This is a genomic window from Cupriavidus sp. MPR-AND1C (genome assembly GCF_058809705.1).
Genome location: NZ_JBXASU010000020.1, coordinates 1 through 16,024, shown reverse-complemented (window position 1 = coordinate 16,024; position 16,024 = coordinate 1). Strand labels below are relative to the sequence as shown.

Sequence of the window (16,024 nt, the reverse complement as noted above, 5' to 3'; positions counted from 1 at the left end):
CTCATTCGCGCGCCGATAGCGATGCCGATGGCCGCCCGCTCAGGCCGGATCGGCCACGCCGCCGCCGGCTTGGGCCAGGTGGGCGCGCAGCACGCCGACCAGCGCCACCGCCGCGGGCGACAGGCTGCGGTTGCGTGCCGTCACCAGTCCGATCGAGCGCTCCGTCACCGGCGCGGTGAGCAAGCGCTCGACAATACCGGCCTGGCGCACCGTGCCGGCTGCAATCTCAGGCAGCGCCGCCACGCCGAAGCCGCATTCGACCATGGCCGCGATGGTGGCCAGGTGCTCGGCCTCGAACACCGGCTGGAAGCGGATACGGTTCTGCAGGAAGGCCCATTCGGCGTACTGGCGCACGCTGCTGGGGTGCGTCATGGAAACATGGCCGGCGTCCACCGTATCGGCCCAGCGCACCGGCCCCTTGCCGTGGGCCAGCGGGTGCTCGCTGGGAATCAGCAGCACGAAGCGGTCGGACATCATGGGGTCGTAGTGCAGGTCCGCCTGCTGCGGGTCGGCCGCGGTCAGCGCGAAATCCACCTCGCCCGCGCGCACCAGGTCGAAGGCCGGGCCGGAAAGCGTGTCGCAGACCTTGAGCGTAACCTTGGGATGCTCCCGCCGGTAGGCCATCAGCACGCGCGGCAGCAGGCGTGCGGCCAGCGATGGCAGGGCGGCCACCGCAACATGGCCGCGCTCGGCGCTGGCAATGCCGCTCACTGCGTCGATGGCGTCCCGGAAGGCCGCCTGCAGGATCGCGGCCTGCTGCATGAAGACTTCGCCTGCCGCGGTCAGCCGCACGGTGCGGGTGGTGCGATCGAACAGCCGCACGCCGAGGGATTCCTCGATGCGCAGGATCTGGGTGGACAGCGCCGATTGAGACAGGTGCAACTGCCCCGCTGCCTGACGGAAGTTCAGGGTGCGGCCGAGCACCAGGGTGGTCTCGACATCGCGCATCGACAGGTTGATTTTCACGGCATGGATGGCGGATTGATCTTGATTATCGATCATTTTATCCAGAAAATCTGATTCATCAATCAAAGCGGCTTGTCTACACTCATGCCCAATCCCGCTGAACCCGGGCCATGACGCGGCGCAGGCGATGTTTGCGCCATATTTTCCTGGCCAACATGGGTTCAGCCGCCCGACGACAGCACCAGACAGTTCAAAGGAACGCCATGCCCGACGCCGCCCACTTTTCGCTAGCCGCTCCCGGCACCGCGCACGCCGTGGTGGTAGGTGGCGGCACCATGGGCGCCGACGTGGCCGTGGTGCTTACCCGCGCGCACTGCCGCACCACCGTGGTGGAGCCGGATACGCAGCGCGCGGAGGCGGTCGCCGCACGGGTCGCCGCCAATCTCGCCGCGATCGGCCCGGCGGCCGAGGTTGGCCTGGCGGGTTTGACGGTAGCCGCCGGGCTCGACGCGGTGGACTGGAGCACGGTCGACCTGGTGATCGAGTGCATCCCCGAGCGGCTCGACATCAAGCGCGCGCTGTTCGCCGACCTGGCCCAGCGTGCGCGCCCGGATGCCATCCTTGCCAGCAATAGCTCGAGTTTCCCGATCAGCGCCATCGGTGCGGGCCTGTCCACCCGCGAGCGCATGCTCGGCCTGCATTTCTTCATGCCCGCGCACCTGGTGCCGCTGGTGGAGGTGGTGCTGGGCGAGGGCAGCGCCGAGGCCGGCGCCGACGCCTTGATCGCTTTCATGCGCCGTTGCGGCATGGTGCCGGTCAAGGTGAAGAAGGACCTGCCGGGTTTCCTTGCCAACCGCCTGCAGCACGCACTGTCGCGCGAAGCCTTCGACCTGATCGACCGCGGCATCGCCTCGCCAGAGGACGTGGATGCGGCGGTGCGCTTTGGCTTCGGCTTTCGTTTCCTGGCCGCCGGGCCGGTCATGCAGCGCGACCACGCTGGCATCGACGTGCACGCGGCGGCCGGGGCTACCATGTACCCCACGTTCAACAACGCGGCGGAGCCGGCCCGGTGCCTGACCGAGCGCGCGTCGGACGGCCGCCACGGCATGAAGAGCGGCGAAGGCTTCTATCGGTGGACGCCGCAGACCATCGCCGTGGAACGCGAGCGCTATGATCGGCTGCTGCGCGCGGGGCTGGACCTGATCGCGCCGGAACTGCCCAAGATCGAACCCTGAACCTCACCAGATTCTCAAGATTCATTAAATCGAATAGATCGAATAGATCCATTAGGTCCATTAGGTCGAGCAGAGCGCACTATGAGTGAACACACCTTGCTGGCGGATTCGCCGCTGATCATTACCGTCGCGCCCAACGGCGCCTACAAGACCGCCAAGGACCACCAGGCCGTGCCGCTGACCGCGGCGGCACTGGCGGCCGACGCGCGGGCTTGCCTGGAAGCCGGCGCGGCCATGATGCACATGCACGTGCGCCAGCCCGACGGCCGCCATTCGCTGGATCCGCAGATTTATCGCGAAGCGCTCGCCGTGGTGAAGAAGGAAGTGGGCGACGCCTTGCTGGTCCAGGTGACCAGCGAAGCTGCCGGCATCTACCGCGCGGCCGAGCAGATCGCCATGGTGCGCGAGCTGCGGCCCGAGGCGGTTTCCATCGGGCTGCGCGAGATCGCCGTGCCGGACATTGCCGAAGCCGAGCTGGCCGATTTCCTGGCCTGGCTGGCGCGCGAGCGGGTGATGACGCAGATCATCCTGTATGACGCGGCCGACGTGGCGCGCTGGCAGGCGCTGCGCGCGCGCGGGCTGGTGCCGCCGGGCGCGTGGTCGGTGCTGTTTGTGCTGGGCCGGTATTCGGCGGGGCAGGTATCGTCGCCGCGCGACCTGCTGCCGTTCCTGCAGGTCTATGACGGGGCGCTGCCGTGGTCAATCTGCGCCTTCGGGCGCGAGGAGAATGCCTGCGTGACCACGGCCGCCGCGTTTGGCGGGCACGTGCGGGTGGGCTTCGAGAACAACCTGAAGCTGCGCGACGGCAGCACCGCACCAGGCAACGCGGCACTTGTCGGGCAGGCGGCCGAAGGCGCGCGCACGCTTGGGCGCCCGCTAGCTTCGGCCAACGAAGCCAGGCAAATCTACAGCGAGATACGCTGATCGGCGCGGCTCGGCGCCGATGCTTATGCGCCGTCGCTGAACGAGTCGCGGGTGCCGTTGCGCGCGCCGTCGGTGAACGGGTCCCGCGTGCCGCTGCGTGCGCCGTCGGTGAACGGGTCGCGCGGGCCGAGCTTGTTGGCGCCCTGGGTGTAGATGTCCCGCGCCTGGCTGGTGGCCGCGCCATCGAGATACGGGTCCACGCCGCGCGGGGCGGCGCTGGCGAGGCTGGCGACACCGCCAAGGGTGGCGGCCAGCGCAGTGGCGAGCAGGGCTTGCTTGAGTGTACGCATTGCTTTTCTCCGAGGATTCGAGGGGCGGGCGATCTCTTTCGATCGACCGTGCTGGCAGTCTAAGAAACAGGCACCCACGACAACATGACCGGCACATGACAATGCTGTCATGCAGCGGACGTTGCCTCGGCGGCATTCCTGGTCCGCTGCCGCGTGATTTCCACAAGTTCCAACGCCTTCGAAGTTCGCGCAATTTCCTCCCGCAGCACCCCAACTTTTGCCAACTGGCGTTACCCGCCAATCCTGGCGGGCAATTCGGCCAGGCACGCCCAAACTGTGTCGAAAATGTGCCAAAAATCTCATAAATTCTTAATGATTGGCGAAAACGCGCAATCAAGCTATGCTTGCCCGATTGTCGGGCGTGCAGCACACTATCCAGCCGTCAAAGGCGGCTGCGGGGAGGCTGGACAACGGGTCCGGCATGGCCGGTGGCCGCGGGCGCGGATGCCATGGCCGAAAATGACGACCGAAAATGACATAAGGCCTGAAAAGGTCGTGAAACATGACGCTGTACCAGATCAAACCGAAGTTCCAGGCCCTTCTGCGGCCATTGGTGAAGCGCCTCGCTGCGCGCGGCGTCACCGCTAACCAGGTCACGCTGGCGGCGGCTGGCGGGTCACTGGTGGTGGGGGCGCTGGTGGCCGCGCTGGCCTGGCTGCCGGGCGTCTTCCTGCTGATGCCGCTCTGGCTGTTCGCGCGCATGGCGCTCAACGCCATCGACGGCATGCTGGCCCGCGAGCACGGGCAGCAAAGCGTGCTGGGCGCGTATCTCAACGAACTTGGGGACATCGTCTCCGATATTGCGCTGATCCTGCCGTTCGCCCTTGTTGCGCCGTTTGGTGCCGGCGAGATCATGGTGTTTGCGCTGCTGGCCGTCATCGTCGAGTGCGCTGGCCTGATCGGGCCGCTGGCCGGTGCCAGCCGCCGCTACGACGGCCCCCTGGGCAAGAGCGACCGGGCCCTGGTGCTGGGCGCGCTGGGCTTATGGGCCGGCCTCGGGCTGAGCCTGGCGCATGCCGCTCACTGGCTGTGGGTGATGTTGTCGCTGCTGTCGTTGCTGACCATCGCCAACCGGGTGCGCCGCGGCGTGGCCGAGGGCGAGCAGGCACGCCAGGCCCGTGCCCAGGCAGCCCCGCACACCAAATCGTCTTCCCAACCCGTGGAGTGATGCTACGTGGATAGTCAAGCCGGCCGTACCGCTGTTGAGTCACAATTCGAAACCCACGATGGCCAGCGGCTGTTCTATCGCCACAGGCCAGGCGCCGCAGGGCGCCGTTGTGCTGTTTCACCGCGGGCACGAGCATTCGGGCCGCATCGCCCACCTGGTGGACGAACTGGGCTTGCCCGGCCACGCCTTCTTCGCCTGGGACGCGCGCGGCCATGGCCGTTCGCCGGGCGAGCGCGGCTATAGCCCCAGCCTGGCCACGTCGGTGCGCGATATCCAGACGTTCATCGACCACATCGCCACCGAGCACGGCATCCCGGTAGAGCGCATTGCCGTGGTCGCGCAGAGCGTTGGTGCTGTCCTGGCGTCAACGTGGGTGCACGACTACGCGCCGCGGATCCGCGCCCTTGTGCTGGCTTCGCCGGCGTTCAAGGTCAAGCTCTATGTGCCGCTGGCGCGGCCGGGCCTCAAGCTCATGCACAAGCTGCGGGGCAAGTTCTTCGTCAACAGCTACGTCAAGGCCAGGTTCCTCACGCACGATCCCGAGCGTATCGCCAGTTACCAGCAGGATCCGCTGATCACGCGCCCGATTGCCGTCAATATCCTGCTGGATCTCTACGAGACGGCTGACCGCATCGTGGCCGATGCGGCCGCCATCACCGTGCCCACGCAGTTGCTGATCTCCGGCGCGGACTGGGTGGTGCATCGCGGCCCGCAGGATGCGTTCTATGAGCGGCTGGGCTCCAGCGTCAAGGAGCGCATCGTGCTGGACGGCTTCTACCACGATACCTTGGGCGAGCGCGACCGCGCGCAGGCCGTGGCGGCGGCGCGGCGCTTTATCGCGCGCGAGTTCGACACGCCATCGGTGCCGGTCTCCTTGCTGAACGCCGATCGCGGCGGCGCCTTCAAGGATGAGTCCGACCGGCTGGCGCAGCCGCTGTCCCCGGCCAGCCCGGCAGGCATTTACTGGGGACTCACGCGCGCCGGCCTGAAGTTCGGCGGCCTGCTGTCCGACGGGGTGCGGCTCGGGCACAAGACCGGTTTCGATTCTGGCTCCACGCTCGACTACGTCTACTGCAACAAGGCGCAGGGGCGGTTTGGCGTCGGCCCGATGGTCGACCGCAACTACCTGGACGCGATCGGCTGGCGGGGCATCCGCCAGCGCAAGGTGAACATCGAGGAGCTGCTTGGCGTTGCCATCGGCAGCCTGCGCGCCGCCGGCGTGCCGGTGCGCATCGTCGATATCGCCGCGGGCCATGGCCGCTACGTGCTGGAGGCGCTGGCAGCCAAGGGCATCAACGGAGCGGCCGCGCAACAGGTGCAGAGTATCCTGCTGCGCGACTACAGCGATATCAACGTGCAACAGGGCCGCGCGCTGATCCGCAGCAAGGGCCTGTCCGACATTGCCCGCTTCGAGAAGGGCGACGCCTTCGATGGCGACGATCTCGCTGCGCTCGATCCGGCCCCCACGCTGGCCATCGTCTCGGGCCTGTATGAGCTGTTCGGCGACAACGGCATGGTGTCTCGTTCGCTTGGCGGCCTGTCGCGGGCGGTGACGCCGGGCGGCTACCTGGTCTATACCGGGCAGCCCTGGCACCCGCAGCTCGAGTTCATCGCGCGCGCGCTCACCAGTCATCGCGCAGGCTCGGCCTGGGTGATGCGGCGCCGCTCGCAAGCGGAGATGGATGAACTGGTCCGGCAAGCCGGCTTCGAGAAGATCGCGCAGCGCATCGACCCGTGGGGCATCTTCACGGTCAGCCTGGCGCGCAGGGTCGCGTGATGCTGCGCCAGCCGGCCGGAGACGGGGCCGAAGACGGGGCCGAAGACGAGGCCGCGGACATGGCCGCAGGGGAGCCGGGCGCTGCCGAGGCTCGCCCCTGGGGCCTTGCCCTGGTCCTGCTTGCCGGCATGGGCGCCTTGTTTTTCTCGTCCTATGGGCTGGCCAACTGGCTGGCGAGCCAGCGTGCCGAGGTCCCGTTCTTCTACTTTGAGTGGGAGCGGCACATTCCCTTTGTGCCCTGGAGCATCGTGCCGTACTGGTCGATCGACCTGCTCTACGGCCTGTCCTTTTTCCTTTGGCGCACGCGCGCCGATCTGCTCGTCCATGCCAAGCGCTTGCTGGCTGCGCAACTGATCTCGGTTGCCTGCTTCATTGCCTTTCCACTGCGTTTCGCCTTCGATCGCCCGCTGGCCGACGGCGTGCCCGGCCACCTCTTCACGCTGCTGGGCGGCTTCGACAAGCCGTTCAACCAGGCGCCGTCATTGCACATCAGCCTGCTGGTGATCCTGTGGGTGGCCTATGCCATGCATGCGCGCGGCGCCTGGCGCTGGCTGCTGCACGGCTGGTTCGCGCTGATCGGCGTGTCGGTGCTGACCACTTACCAGCACCATGTCATCGACGTGCCCACCGGCTGGCTGGTGGGCTGGTTCTGCGTTTTCCAGTTTCCCTTCGGGATGGGGCAGGGCAATGCAGAGCCCGCCACCCGCATGCGCACGCGGCAACTGGCCGGGCGCTACGCCATGGGCGCACTGGCCGCCGGGGCGGTAGCGCTGGCATTGTTGCCGGCCTCGGCCCTGGCCACCTTGCTGCTGGGCTGGCTGGCCCTGTCGCTGGCTTGCGTCTCGGCGATCTACCGGCAGGGCGTTCCGGCCATGTTCCAGAAGCGCCATGACGGCACCATGCCGATGGCCGCGCGCTGGGTGCTGGCGCCCTACCTGCTGGGCGCGCTGGCCAACTCACGCTGGTGGACGCGCCGCCAGCCCGGCGCCAGCCAGATCGTGCCCGGCCTCTGGGTCGGCCGCTTTCCCGGCGGTGCCGAACTGCGCCGCCTCGGGGCCGATGCCGTGCTCGACCTGACCGCCGAGCTGCCGCGGCTGGCGGATGCCGCCTGGTACCGCTGCGTGCCGGTGCTGGACCTGACCGTGCCCGCGCCAGCGCAGCTGGACGAAGCGGTGGCCGTGCTTGAAGCCTGGCATCGCGATGGCCGCAAGGTGCTTGTATGCTGTGCGCTTGGTTATTCGCGCAGCGCGCTGGTGGCCGCCGCCTGGCTCGCCGGCCACGCCGGCGCGCGCGATGCCGGGCAGGCGCTGGCCCTGCTGCGCAAGGGGCGTCCGGCCGTGGTGCTGGGCCCGGATAGCGTGGCGGCGCTGTCGCAATTCATCCGCCGCCGGCAGGCGGCCACACAGTCTTCCGGGGGAGCAGGCCATGTCCGTTCCGATGCATGACGACCATCGCCTGGATGCCGCTGCCGGGCACTGGATGGCGCAGGCCGCGGTGGGTGGCCTCGATGGCGCGTGCCGCGTGCTCTGGGCCGGGTTGGTGCTGGCACTCATCAACCTGCTGCTGGCCGGTACCTTGTCGCCGGCGGGGCAGGTCTATCTGGTGCTTGGCATCGTGGCGGCGCTGCTCGGCGCGGTCCAGCTGTGGCTGCTGATCCGCGTGACGATCGACCGCTGCTTGTTTGCGGCGCTTGCCGAGGCCTTGCGTATCGCCGATCCAGTCTCGACCCTGGCCTCGCTGGACCAGGCGCTGATGCTGGTCGGATGGGCGGGTCCCGAGGCCGGCGGGCGTTCCCTGGTGCAGCGCGTTCGCGGCGCTTTGCGCTTTCTCCACTGGGCCGCGGGACTCGCCGCCCTGCAATTGCTGGTGGCCTTGCTGCTACTGCTGCTGAGATAACACATGATGTGGATTTCCAGACTGGTGGCGCGCGCCATCATCCTGTTCGCACGCTTGCTGACCGGCATGCAGGCGCGCTGGAACGGCTGCCTGCCCGCCGCGGCGCAGCGTATCTATTTTGCCAACCACAGCAGTCATGGCGACTTCGTGCTGATCTGGGGCTGCCTGCCGCCGGAGCTGCGCTCGCTCACGCGGCCCGTGGCCGGCGCGGATTACTGGAACAAGTCGGCGTTGCGCCGCTTTATCGGCAAGGATGTATTCAACGCGCTGCTGATCGATCGCACCCGCAGCGAGCCGGGCAGCGATCCCGTGGCCCTGATGCAGCAGGCGGTGCGCAAAGGCGATTCGCTGATCCTGTTTCCCGAGGGCACGCGCAATACCACCGACGAGCGGCTCCTGCCCTTCAAGAGCGGCATCTACCACCTGGCGAAGGTTTGCACAGGGATCGAGTTCGTGCCCGTGTGGATCGACAACCTCAACCGCGTGATGCCCAAGGGCGAGATCGTGCCGGTGCCGCTGCTGTGCACCGTGACGTTCGGCAAGCCGCTGACCCTGGGCGCGGAAGAAGCCAAGGATGACTTCCTGGCGCGCTGCCGGGACGGCCTGCTGACGCTGGCGCCCGCGCTGGACTAAGAACCCATGACCTTTCCTCACCTGACCATGATGCATGAGACCTGGCTGCTGTTTGGCGGCGTGCTGGGCGTACTCGTGCTGGCTTCCACGGTGACCGCGCTGCTGCGCTGGCGCGTGGCCCGGGGCGGCCCGCACGCGGTCATCGACAACCTTGCCGCGCGCGTATCGGCATGGTGGTGGATGATCGGCGTGCTGGGGGTAGCGTTCGCGATGGGGCGCACCGCCATCATCGTGTTGTTCTACCTGCTGTCGTTCTTCGCCTTGCGCGAGTTCATCACCATCACCACCACGCGGCGGGGGGACCATCGCGCCATCGTCGCTGCCTTCTTCGTCTTCCTGCCGTTGCAATACGTGCTGGTGTACACCGGCTGGTATGGGCTGTTTTCCATCTTGATCCCGGTCTACGCTTTCCTGATCCTGCCCATACTTTCTGCGCTGTCCGCGCAGACCACGCGCTTTCTCGAGCGTTGCGCGGGGGTGCAGTGGGCGGTGATGATCTGCGTGTTCTGCGTGTCGCATGTGCCGGCGTTGCTGACCTTGCCGATTCCGGGCTTCGAGGATCGCAACCTGCTGCTGATCGCATTCCTGGTGATCGTGGTGCAGGGCAGCGACGTGCTGCAGTACGTGTGGGGCAAGCTGCTAGGCAAGACCAAGATCGCGCCGCTGCTGTCGCCGTCCAAGACCGTGGAAGGCTTTGTCGGCGGCGTGGGCAGCGCCACCGCGCTGGGCGCCTCGCTTTGGTGGATCACGCCGTACGGCTCGCCCTGGAAGGCAGGGCTGATCGCGCTGGTGATCGCCTTGATGGGCTTCCTGGGCGGGCTGGTGATGTCGGCGATCAAGCGCGACCGCAACATCAAGGATTGGGGCCAGATGATCCAGGGCCACGGCGGCATGCTGGACCGGCTGGATTCGGTGGTGTTCGCCGCGCCGATCTTCTTTCACATCACGCGGTACTGGTGGGTGCCCTGAGCGGGTCCATCGCCTCCGTCGTCATTTTTCCTTGATTTTTGCCGGTCCGGCCCGCGTGTTGGCCCGGCACGTTGTCATCATGTCTAGCAAGCGCATCGAGCATATCGTCATTGTCGGTTTTGGCTGCATCGGCCAGGCCATCCTGCCCTTGCTGGCGCAGGCTCACCCGGAAGCGGCGGTTACGGTTGTCGACCGGGCCATGGACGCCCACCGCCTGGCGCTGGCCCGGCAATACCGTGCCACGCCGCTGCATGCCACGGTGGCGCCGGATAACTTTGCGCGGGTGCTGAGTCCGTTGCTGGGGGCGCAAACCTGCCTGCTCAACCTGGCGCCCGCCGTGTGCAGCCGCGACCTGATCGCGCTGGCGCAGGCACACCATGCGCTCTACCTGGATAGCGGTATCGAGCCATGGGATTACGAGGACGGCGCACCTTCATCCCATCTGAGCAACTACGCCCTGCGCAGCGAGATGCTGGCATTTGCCCGCGGCCGCGAGCGGATGTCCACCGCGTTGGTTGCCCATGGCGCCAATCCCGGGCTGGTCTCGCTACTGGCCAAGGCCGCCTTGCTGAAACTCGCGCGGCACGCCGGCGCGCCAGACACCCCACCGCAGGACCAGGCTGGCTGGGCCAGGCTCGCGCGCCGGCTCGACGTGCGCGTGATCCAGGTGGCGGAGCACGACAGCCAGTGCGCTCCGGGCTATCCGGCGCACGGCGAATTCGCCAATACCTGGTCGGCCGACGGCTTCATCACGGAATGCCTGCAGGACGCCGAACTGGGCTGGGGCAGCAACGAGCCCGCGCTGCCTGCCGGTGGCCGGCGCCATGGCTATGGCAGCGATGCGGCGATCGTGCTGGACCGGCCCGGGCACCGCACCCGTGTGCGCTCCTGGTCCGCGCTGCACGGTCCGTTCGATGCTTACCTGATCACGCACAACGAATCGATCTCGATTGCCGAGTATTTCAGCTGTGCCACGCCCGGCGAGCCGCATTACCGGCCCACGGCCTACTACGCCTACCGCCCCACCCGCGCCACGATGGCATCGATGCAGTGGCTGGGCGAGCGCGACGCCAGCCGCATTGCCAGCCACCGCATCCTCAAGGACGAGATCGTCGATGGCGTGGATGAGCTTGGCGTGCTGCTGATGAGCGGGCGCCATGGCGCGGTGTGGCACGGCTCGCAGCTCGACATCCACCGGGCACGCGCGCTGGCGCCGCACAACTCCGCCACCAGCCTGCAGGTGGCCTCCAGCATCGTCGCCGCGATGCGATGGGCGCAGGCCAATCCGGCGCGCGGCGTGACCGAGTCCGATGCCATGGATCACCATGTGGTGCTGGAGCACGCAGCCGGCTGGTGGGCGCCTCTCGTCACGCGCTTCACCGACTGGACGCCCAGGCCGGGCCGTCGCTCGCTGGCCTTCGACGAATTCCTCATTACCGCATCCGCGCCAGCGCCAACGCTGAGCGCCGCGGAGATCGCCCTGCCATGAAACGCATTGCCCAGACCCCGCGTGCCGACTGGCCGCAGCAGCTTGAGCGCATCGGTTTTCACTTCCACTCGCTCGACGAGCAAAACCTGCCGCGCCAGGTGGATCGCAACACGTTCTTCTACTGGCGCGAAGACGTCGCCTACGAGTTCGAGGCGCAGGAGATCGAGGCGCTGTATGCCGCAGCGCTCGATCTGAACCAGCGCTGCCTGGAAGCCGTGCAGCACGTGATTGACCACGACCTGTTTGCGCGGCTCGCCATTGCCCCGGATTTTGCCGAGCTGATCCGTGCCTCCTGGGATCGCGACGAGCCAACGCTGTTCGGCCGCTTCGACATGACCATGGATGCGCTTGGCGTGCCGAAGATGTACGAGTTCAACGCCGATACGCCCACCTCGCTGATCGAATCGAGCCTGGCGCAATGGTTCTGGAAGGCGGCGGTGCGCCCGGATGCCGACCAGTTCAATAGCCTGCATGAAGCGCTGGTGTCGCGCTGGCAATGGCTGCGCCGCCACTATCGCGACGCCAGGGTCCTGCATTTCGCCTGCATGTTCGACAGCCAGGAGGATGTCTGCAATGTCGAGTACCTGATGGACACGGCGCTGCAGGCCGGGTGGTCGGTCAAGCTCACCGACCTGGAGCAGGTTGGCTCCGATGGGCGCGGCGGCTTCTACGACGGCGACGACCAGCCGATGGAGCTGGTCTTCAAGCTCTACCCGTGGGAATGGATGGCCACTTCCGACTATCGCACGGAGCTGGCGGGCTGCGCGGTGCGATGGGTGGAGCCACCCTGGAAGGCTGTGCTCTCGAACAAGGCCATCCTGCCGATCCTGTGGGACCTGTTCCCCGGCCATCCGAATCTGCTGGAGGCCTCGTTTCGCGAAGCCACCTTTGCCGGGCGCTCTTACGCCAGGAAGCCGTTCCTGTCGCGCGAAGGCGAGAGCGTGGCGCTGGTGACCCCGCAGGGGCGTTTCGAGAATCCCGGCGAGTACGGTGAGGAAGGCTTTATCTACCAGGCCTACTCGCCCGCGCAGCGCTTCGATGATCGCTACACCACGCTCGGCGTATGGCTGGTCGACGACGTGCCCAGTGGCCTGTGCGTGCGCGAGGAACTGGGACCGATCGCCAAGAACACCAGCTTCTTCGTCCCGCATTATTTTCAGCACGGCTAGTCCGAAGAAAGGAGAAACGCAGCGCAATGGCCAAGAAGAAGGGCAAGAAGGGCGGCCAGCCGTCAAAGTACGGCAGCCCCTACCAGCCGCGGGCAAGCGGCTCCAGCCAGTCCGCATGGTCCGGCCAGCCCGCGCTCCGGCGCAAGTCCCGCTCGCCGGCGCTGTGGCTGATCGGCGCTTGCGCGCTGGCGGCCGGCGTGGCGGCGATCGGCTCATGCCGCGACGATGGCGACGACGAAGCCGTGACCGTGCGGCGCGCCAGCTATGCCTCGCAAGCCGATTGCGTGGCCGACTGGAATGCGCCCGAGGATTGCGAAGGCGTGCCGGTCGACAACATCTACGCCTCCAGCCTGGCGGATACGGCTGGCAACGATGGCAGCAGCGCCAGCGCGAGCAGCGGTGGCCATGGCGGTGGCTACTACGGCGGGTATCACGGCAGCATGGCCCGCTGGTACGGGCCGTACTACACCGAGTCCGGCACCGTCTACCACCCGGACGGCACGCGGACCCGGCGCGACATGTCGAGCGGCAACTCGCGGCCCATGGGCGTCTATGACAGCAACGGCAACCTGACCCGCGTGAGCCAGGCGCCGGGCACGCCGCATGCGACGATGGTCGAGGAGGCCACGCTGAGCCGCGGCAGTCTCGGGCGTGGCGCGGGCGGCGGCATGTCGATGCGCGCGGCCGCTGTCAGCCGGGCGCCTGCCGTGTCCTCGCGCGGCGGCTTTACCAGCCGCTTTGGCGGGTCTGGGCGCTCCGGCGGCGGCTAAGGCCGCATCCCATGCTTTCAGATTCGCTCCTAATCCGGTCCAATCCAACCAGGAATCCACATGACAATGCCCCTACAGCCGGTCTACGCCTACCTGATCTACATTCTCTCCAGCTTCGCCATGCTGGGGCTGTTTCTGCTCGTATACACGCGAATCACGCCGCACCGCGAGTTCGAACTGATACGCCGGGGCAATGTGGCGGCGGCCTTGTCGCTGGGCGGCGCCGTGCTGGGTTTTTCGCTGACGCTCTCGGCCAGCATCCAACACAATGCCGCCTTCTCGATGTTCGTGCTGTGGGGCTTCGGCGCGTTCGTGGTGCAGGTGCTGGCCTATGTGCTGGTGGCGCGGGCGCTGCGCGGCGTCAGCGAGGAAATCACCGCGGATAATCGCGGCATGGGTGCGCTGATGGGGGTGGTATCGCTGGCGGCGGGCATCGTCAATGCCGCCTGCCTGGCCTAGTGTCGCCGCTGCTTTGGCATGCGGGCGGGCGCCGAGAGACGGAGTGCGCACCTTGCGGTGCGTTGGCGCGAGCTGAGGGAGTGCCAGGGGCCGCGCGGCAACTGGCATTAACGTTTAGGAAATGTCCGCGCCAGCAAAGACGCAAGACCCTGTAAAATCCTGCCTCACAGGCGGCTTGACCCGCTGGAATACCCCCCCTTCCTCCGCTTTGCCGGCCATCCGTCCGCCGGCAAGGTCAATTACGAAAGTCATGTCAGAGTCTGATGAAGCCAAACTAGCCGCGGCGACGTGGGTCCGTGAGCAGATGGATCGCCACGGCCTCACGCTCGACGATTTACTCGAAGCGGGCTGTTTCGCTGCCCCCCCGGCTCCACCGGCACCGGCTCAGGCAGTGCCAAGGGCTACGCTGGCCGTTACGCCCCCGGCTGCTGCGCCGGCGGCAGCCCCCGAGGCGGAGAAGCCCGCCCGGGCGCTTTACCGCAACGCCATGGGCCAGAGTTGGGACGGTACCGGCGAGCGTCCGGAGTGGCTGCAGCGGGCAGTCAACGCGGGGCAGACGGTCGATTTCTTCCGGGTTGGATGAACGTCGGATAAAAATCCTCTCACTTCCCCGGCGGCTGCACCACCAGCGTGGTTACCGTCAGCGCGCCGTTGGCCCGGATCACGCTGAACCTCACCTGGTCGCCTTCCTTGACCTGACCCAGCAGGGCTGGGTCTTGCACGCGGAAGATCATCGTCATGGCGCCCATATCCAGGTTGGCAATAGGGCCATGCTTGATGGTCAGCTTGCCAGCCGCGGCATCTACCTTGCGGATTTCTCCATCGGTCATTGGCACAGCCTCGGCTTGCGCCGCGCTGGCCGGGGCGAGCGCATTGCCGGCATCGGTGGCGGCCTGGGCCTGCAAGGTGGCGAAGGCTGCCAGCAGCGGCAGCAGCGCGAGCAGGTTCTTGCTGGGGTTCATTTGCATTCCTTCCTGGTTGGCTGGTATTGCATACAGGGCGCGGCGTCGCCGCGCCGCGAAATCGCTTAGCGCACGCTGACGTTGCCGCGCATGCCGGCGTCATAGTGGCCGGGCTGCAGGCAGGCAAAGTCCACTCGGCCACTGCGCGTAAAGCGCCACACCATTTCGCCGTGCTGGCTGGCTTCGAGCGTGACGGCGTTCGGGTCGGTGTGTTCCATCTCGGGCATCTTCAGCATCTCGGCGTAGTGCGCCTTCAGGTCGGCCTCGGTGCCGAGCACCATCTCATGCCGGAGCTTGCCAGCGTTGCGCACCACGAAGCGCACGGTCTCGCCTGCCTTGACCTGGATATCGGCCGGGCTGAAGCGCATGTTGTCGGTCATGTTCACCTGGATGGTGCGGCTCACGCTGGCCGCGTCGCCAGGCTCGCCAATAGCGCTGGCGGCGCTGGTGGCCTCGCTGGCATGATGGCCGCCGTGGTTGCCGGCGGCGAAGGCGCCGGCGCACGGGAGGGCGAGCGCAACGGCACTGGCCACCGCCATCCAGGCGGTAGCGGCGCGGGATTTCCTGTTTCGCATGTTGTCTTTCCTTTTTCTGGCTGGTGTGGTCATTGGCTGGCGCCCGGCGTGCCGGTGTATTCGAAGGCAACCGTGCCTTTGGGATGGCGATACCAGCCGGGGTCGCGGTAATCATTGCGGCCAAGGCCGGCGCGCACCTTGAGCACCGTGAACATGCCGCCCATCTCGATCGGCCCGAATGGCCCCTGTCCTGTCATCATCGGCAAGGTGTTGTCCGGCAACGGCATCTCCATGCCGCCGATGTCCGCCATGCCTGCCTCGCCCATCGCCATGTACTCCGGCACCAGCGCGTTCATCCGCTTGGCCAGGTCCTTTTGCTTGACGCCGATCATGGTCGGCAACTGGTGGCCCATCGCGTTCATGGTGTGGTGGGACTTGTGGCAGTGGAAGGCCCAGTCGCCAGGGTTGTCGGCGATGAATTCAATGGCGCGCATCTGCATTGGCGCATTGGCGAGCGTCGCGTCCTTGCCCGCCATCGGCGTGACCTGCGCGTTGGACTCGCGCCACGGGGCGATGGCTTGCGCCTGGAGCGGTACGTAGCCTGCCAGCACGTTCGATGCCGGCGGCGGCTGCACGGATGCGCGCGGATCGAGTGGATCGGCGGCTGGCGCGCTGGACTGGGCCGACGACGCGGTCGAGCCGAGCACCAGGCAAGCTGCTGCAAGAATGCGGACGAAATGCATGACAGCCTCAGTGTTCGTGGGGTGCGCGAATGACGGCGCGGGGTACGACGAACCGGGGGCGAGCGTGCGCTGGACGCACCTCGGGTGTCAGCAGCGTGCGGCGGGCGGGCGGTCGGAGG

General features: G+C 67.2%; 16 protein-coding genes and 2 pseudogenes. 13 read left to right on the top strand and 5 right to left on the bottom strand.

The genetic code is table 11. The annotated features are described in order from the left end of the window. Nucleotides 1-39: 39 nt before the first annotated feature. Entirely contained in the window at nucleotides 40-966 is a 927-nt protein-coding gene (locus AC1RWI_RS13605; RefSeq protein WP_043358251.1) for a LysR family transcriptional regulator, read from the bottom strand. A gap of 203 nt (nucleotides 967-1,169) precedes the next feature. Between AC1RWI_RS13605 and AC1RWI_RS13600 the strand changes: the two genes are divergently transcribed. Beyond that, entirely contained in the window at nucleotides 1,170-2,141 is a 972-nt protein-coding gene (locus tag AC1RWI_RS13600; RefSeq protein WP_043355670.1) for a 3-hydroxyacyl-CoA dehydrogenase family protein, read from the top strand. Between the two features lie 81 nt (nucleotides 2,142-2,222). Further along, nucleotides 2,223-3,065 carry a beta-keto acid cleavage family enzyme gene (locus tag AC1RWI_RS13595; RefSeq protein ID WP_043355668.1) on the top strand — a complete coding sequence of 281 codons (843 nt, stop codon included), beginning with the start codon at nucleotides 2,223-2,225 and terminating at the stop codon, nucleotides 3,063-3,065. Between the two features lie 23 nt (nucleotides 3,066-3,088). Here the strand turns inward: AC1RWI_RS13595 and AC1RWI_RS13590 are convergent, their stop codons facing one another. Further along, nucleotides 3,089-3,355 carry a hypothetical protein gene (locus AC1RWI_RS13590; RefSeq protein ID WP_492866937.1) on the bottom strand — a complete coding sequence of 89 codons (267 nt, stop codon included), beginning with the start codon at nucleotides 3,353-3,355 and terminating at the stop codon, nucleotides 3,089-3,091. A 502-nt stretch (nucleotides 3,356-3,857) separates the two neighbouring features. On the opposite strand from AC1RWI_RS13590, the gene AC1RWI_RS13585 reads away from it, so the two are divergent. The 11 genes and pseudogenes from AC1RWI_RS13585 (at nucleotide 3,858) to AC1RWI_RS13535 (ending at nucleotide 14,268) form a co-directional block, all read left to right on the top strand. Next, the gene (locus AC1RWI_RS13585; protein WP_043355666.1) at nucleotides 3,858-4,523 is read left to right on the top strand and encodes a CDP-alcohol phosphatidyltransferase family protein; all 666 of its coding nucleotides are present in this window, start codon (nucleotides 3,858-3,860) and stop codon (nucleotides 4,521-4,523) included. Nucleotides 4,524-4,529: 6 nt separating this feature from the next. Next, a pseudogene (locus AC1RWI_RS13580) lies at nucleotides 4,530-6,300 on the top strand (bifunctional alpha/beta hydrolase/class I SAM-dependent methyltransferase). Nucleotides 6,301-6,359: 59 nt separating this feature from the next. Further along, on the top strand, nucleotides 6,360-7,745 hold the full coding sequence (locus AC1RWI_RS13575; RefSeq protein ID WP_492867002.1) for a phosphatase PAP2/dual specificity phosphatase family protein: 1,386 nt from the start codon (nucleotides 6,360-6,362) through the stop codon (nucleotides 7,743-7,745). After that, nucleotides 7,726-8,196 (top strand): hypothetical protein, encoded by a 471-nt coding sequence (locus tag AC1RWI_RS13570; protein WP_492866935.1) that lies wholly within the window; start codon nucleotides 7,726-7,728, stop codon nucleotides 8,194-8,196. The genes AC1RWI_RS13575 and AC1RWI_RS13570 overlap by 20 nt, the downstream gene beginning before the upstream one ends. Nucleotides 8,197-8,202: 6 nt before the next feature. Beyond that, on the top strand, nucleotides 8,203-8,829 hold the full coding sequence (locus tag AC1RWI_RS13565; protein WP_043358249.1) for a lysophospholipid acyltransferase family protein: 627 nt from the start codon (nucleotides 8,203-8,205) through the stop codon (nucleotides 8,827-8,829). 6 nt (nucleotides 8,830-8,835) lie between these two features. Further along, nucleotides 8,836-9,798, top strand: coding sequence for a phosphatidate cytidylyltransferase (locus AC1RWI_RS13560; RefSeq protein WP_082055164.1), 963 nt, complete (start codon nucleotides 8,836-8,838; stop codon nucleotides 9,796-9,798). 79 nt (nucleotides 9,799-9,877) lie between these two features. Beyond that, on the top strand, nucleotides 9,878-11,287 hold the full coding sequence (locus AC1RWI_RS13555; protein ID WP_492866932.1) for a saccharopine dehydrogenase NADP-binding domain-containing protein: 1,410 nt from the start codon (nucleotides 9,878-9,880) through the stop codon (nucleotides 11,285-11,287). Beyond that, nucleotides 11,284-12,456, top strand: coding sequence for a glutathionylspermidine synthase family protein (locus tag AC1RWI_RS13550; protein WP_043355661.1), 1,173 nt, complete (start codon nucleotides 11,284-11,286; stop codon nucleotides 12,454-12,456). The genes AC1RWI_RS13555 and AC1RWI_RS13550 overlap by 4 nt, the downstream gene beginning before the upstream one ends. Before the next feature lie 26 nt (nucleotides 12,457-12,482). Further along, nucleotides 12,483-13,226, top strand: coding sequence for a hypothetical protein (locus tag AC1RWI_RS13545; protein ID WP_043355660.1), 744 nt, complete (start codon nucleotides 12,483-12,485; stop codon nucleotides 13,224-13,226). A gap of 60 nt (nucleotides 13,227-13,286) precedes the next feature. Further along, nucleotides 13,287-13,685: a DUF350 domain-containing protein gene (locus tag AC1RWI_RS13540; protein WP_043355657.1), complete on the top strand. Its 399-nt coding sequence runs from the start codon at nucleotides 13,287-13,289 to the stop codon at nucleotides 13,683-13,685. 250 nt (nucleotides 13,686-13,935) lie between these two features. Continuing rightward, nucleotides 13,936-14,268 (top strand): H-NS family nucleoid-associated regulatory protein, encoded by a 333-nt coding sequence (locus AC1RWI_RS13535; RefSeq protein WP_043355655.1) that lies wholly within the window; start codon nucleotides 13,936-13,938, stop codon nucleotides 14,266-14,268. Nucleotides 14,269-14,287: 19 nt separating this feature from the next. Here the strand turns inward: AC1RWI_RS13535 and AC1RWI_RS13530 are convergent, their stop codons facing one another. The 3 genes and pseudogenes from AC1RWI_RS13530 to AC1RWI_RS13520 all read right to left on the bottom strand — a co-directional run. Then, on the bottom strand, nucleotides 14,288-14,647 hold the full coding sequence (locus tag AC1RWI_RS13530; RefSeq protein ID WP_043355654.1) for a copper-binding protein: 360 nt from the start codon (nucleotides 14,645-14,647) through the stop codon (nucleotides 14,288-14,290). Between the two features lie 65 nt (nucleotides 14,648-14,712). Further along, entirely contained in the window at nucleotides 14,713-15,222 is a 510-nt protein-coding gene (locus AC1RWI_RS13525) for a cupredoxin domain-containing protein (protein WP_492866928.1), read from the bottom strand. Between the two features lie 29 nt (nucleotides 15,223-15,251). After that, nucleotides 15,252-15,764 (bottom strand): annotated as a pseudogene (locus tag AC1RWI_RS13520) (multicopper oxidase domain-containing protein); the annotation flags it as partial. Nucleotides 15,765-16,024 lie beyond the last annotated feature (260 nt).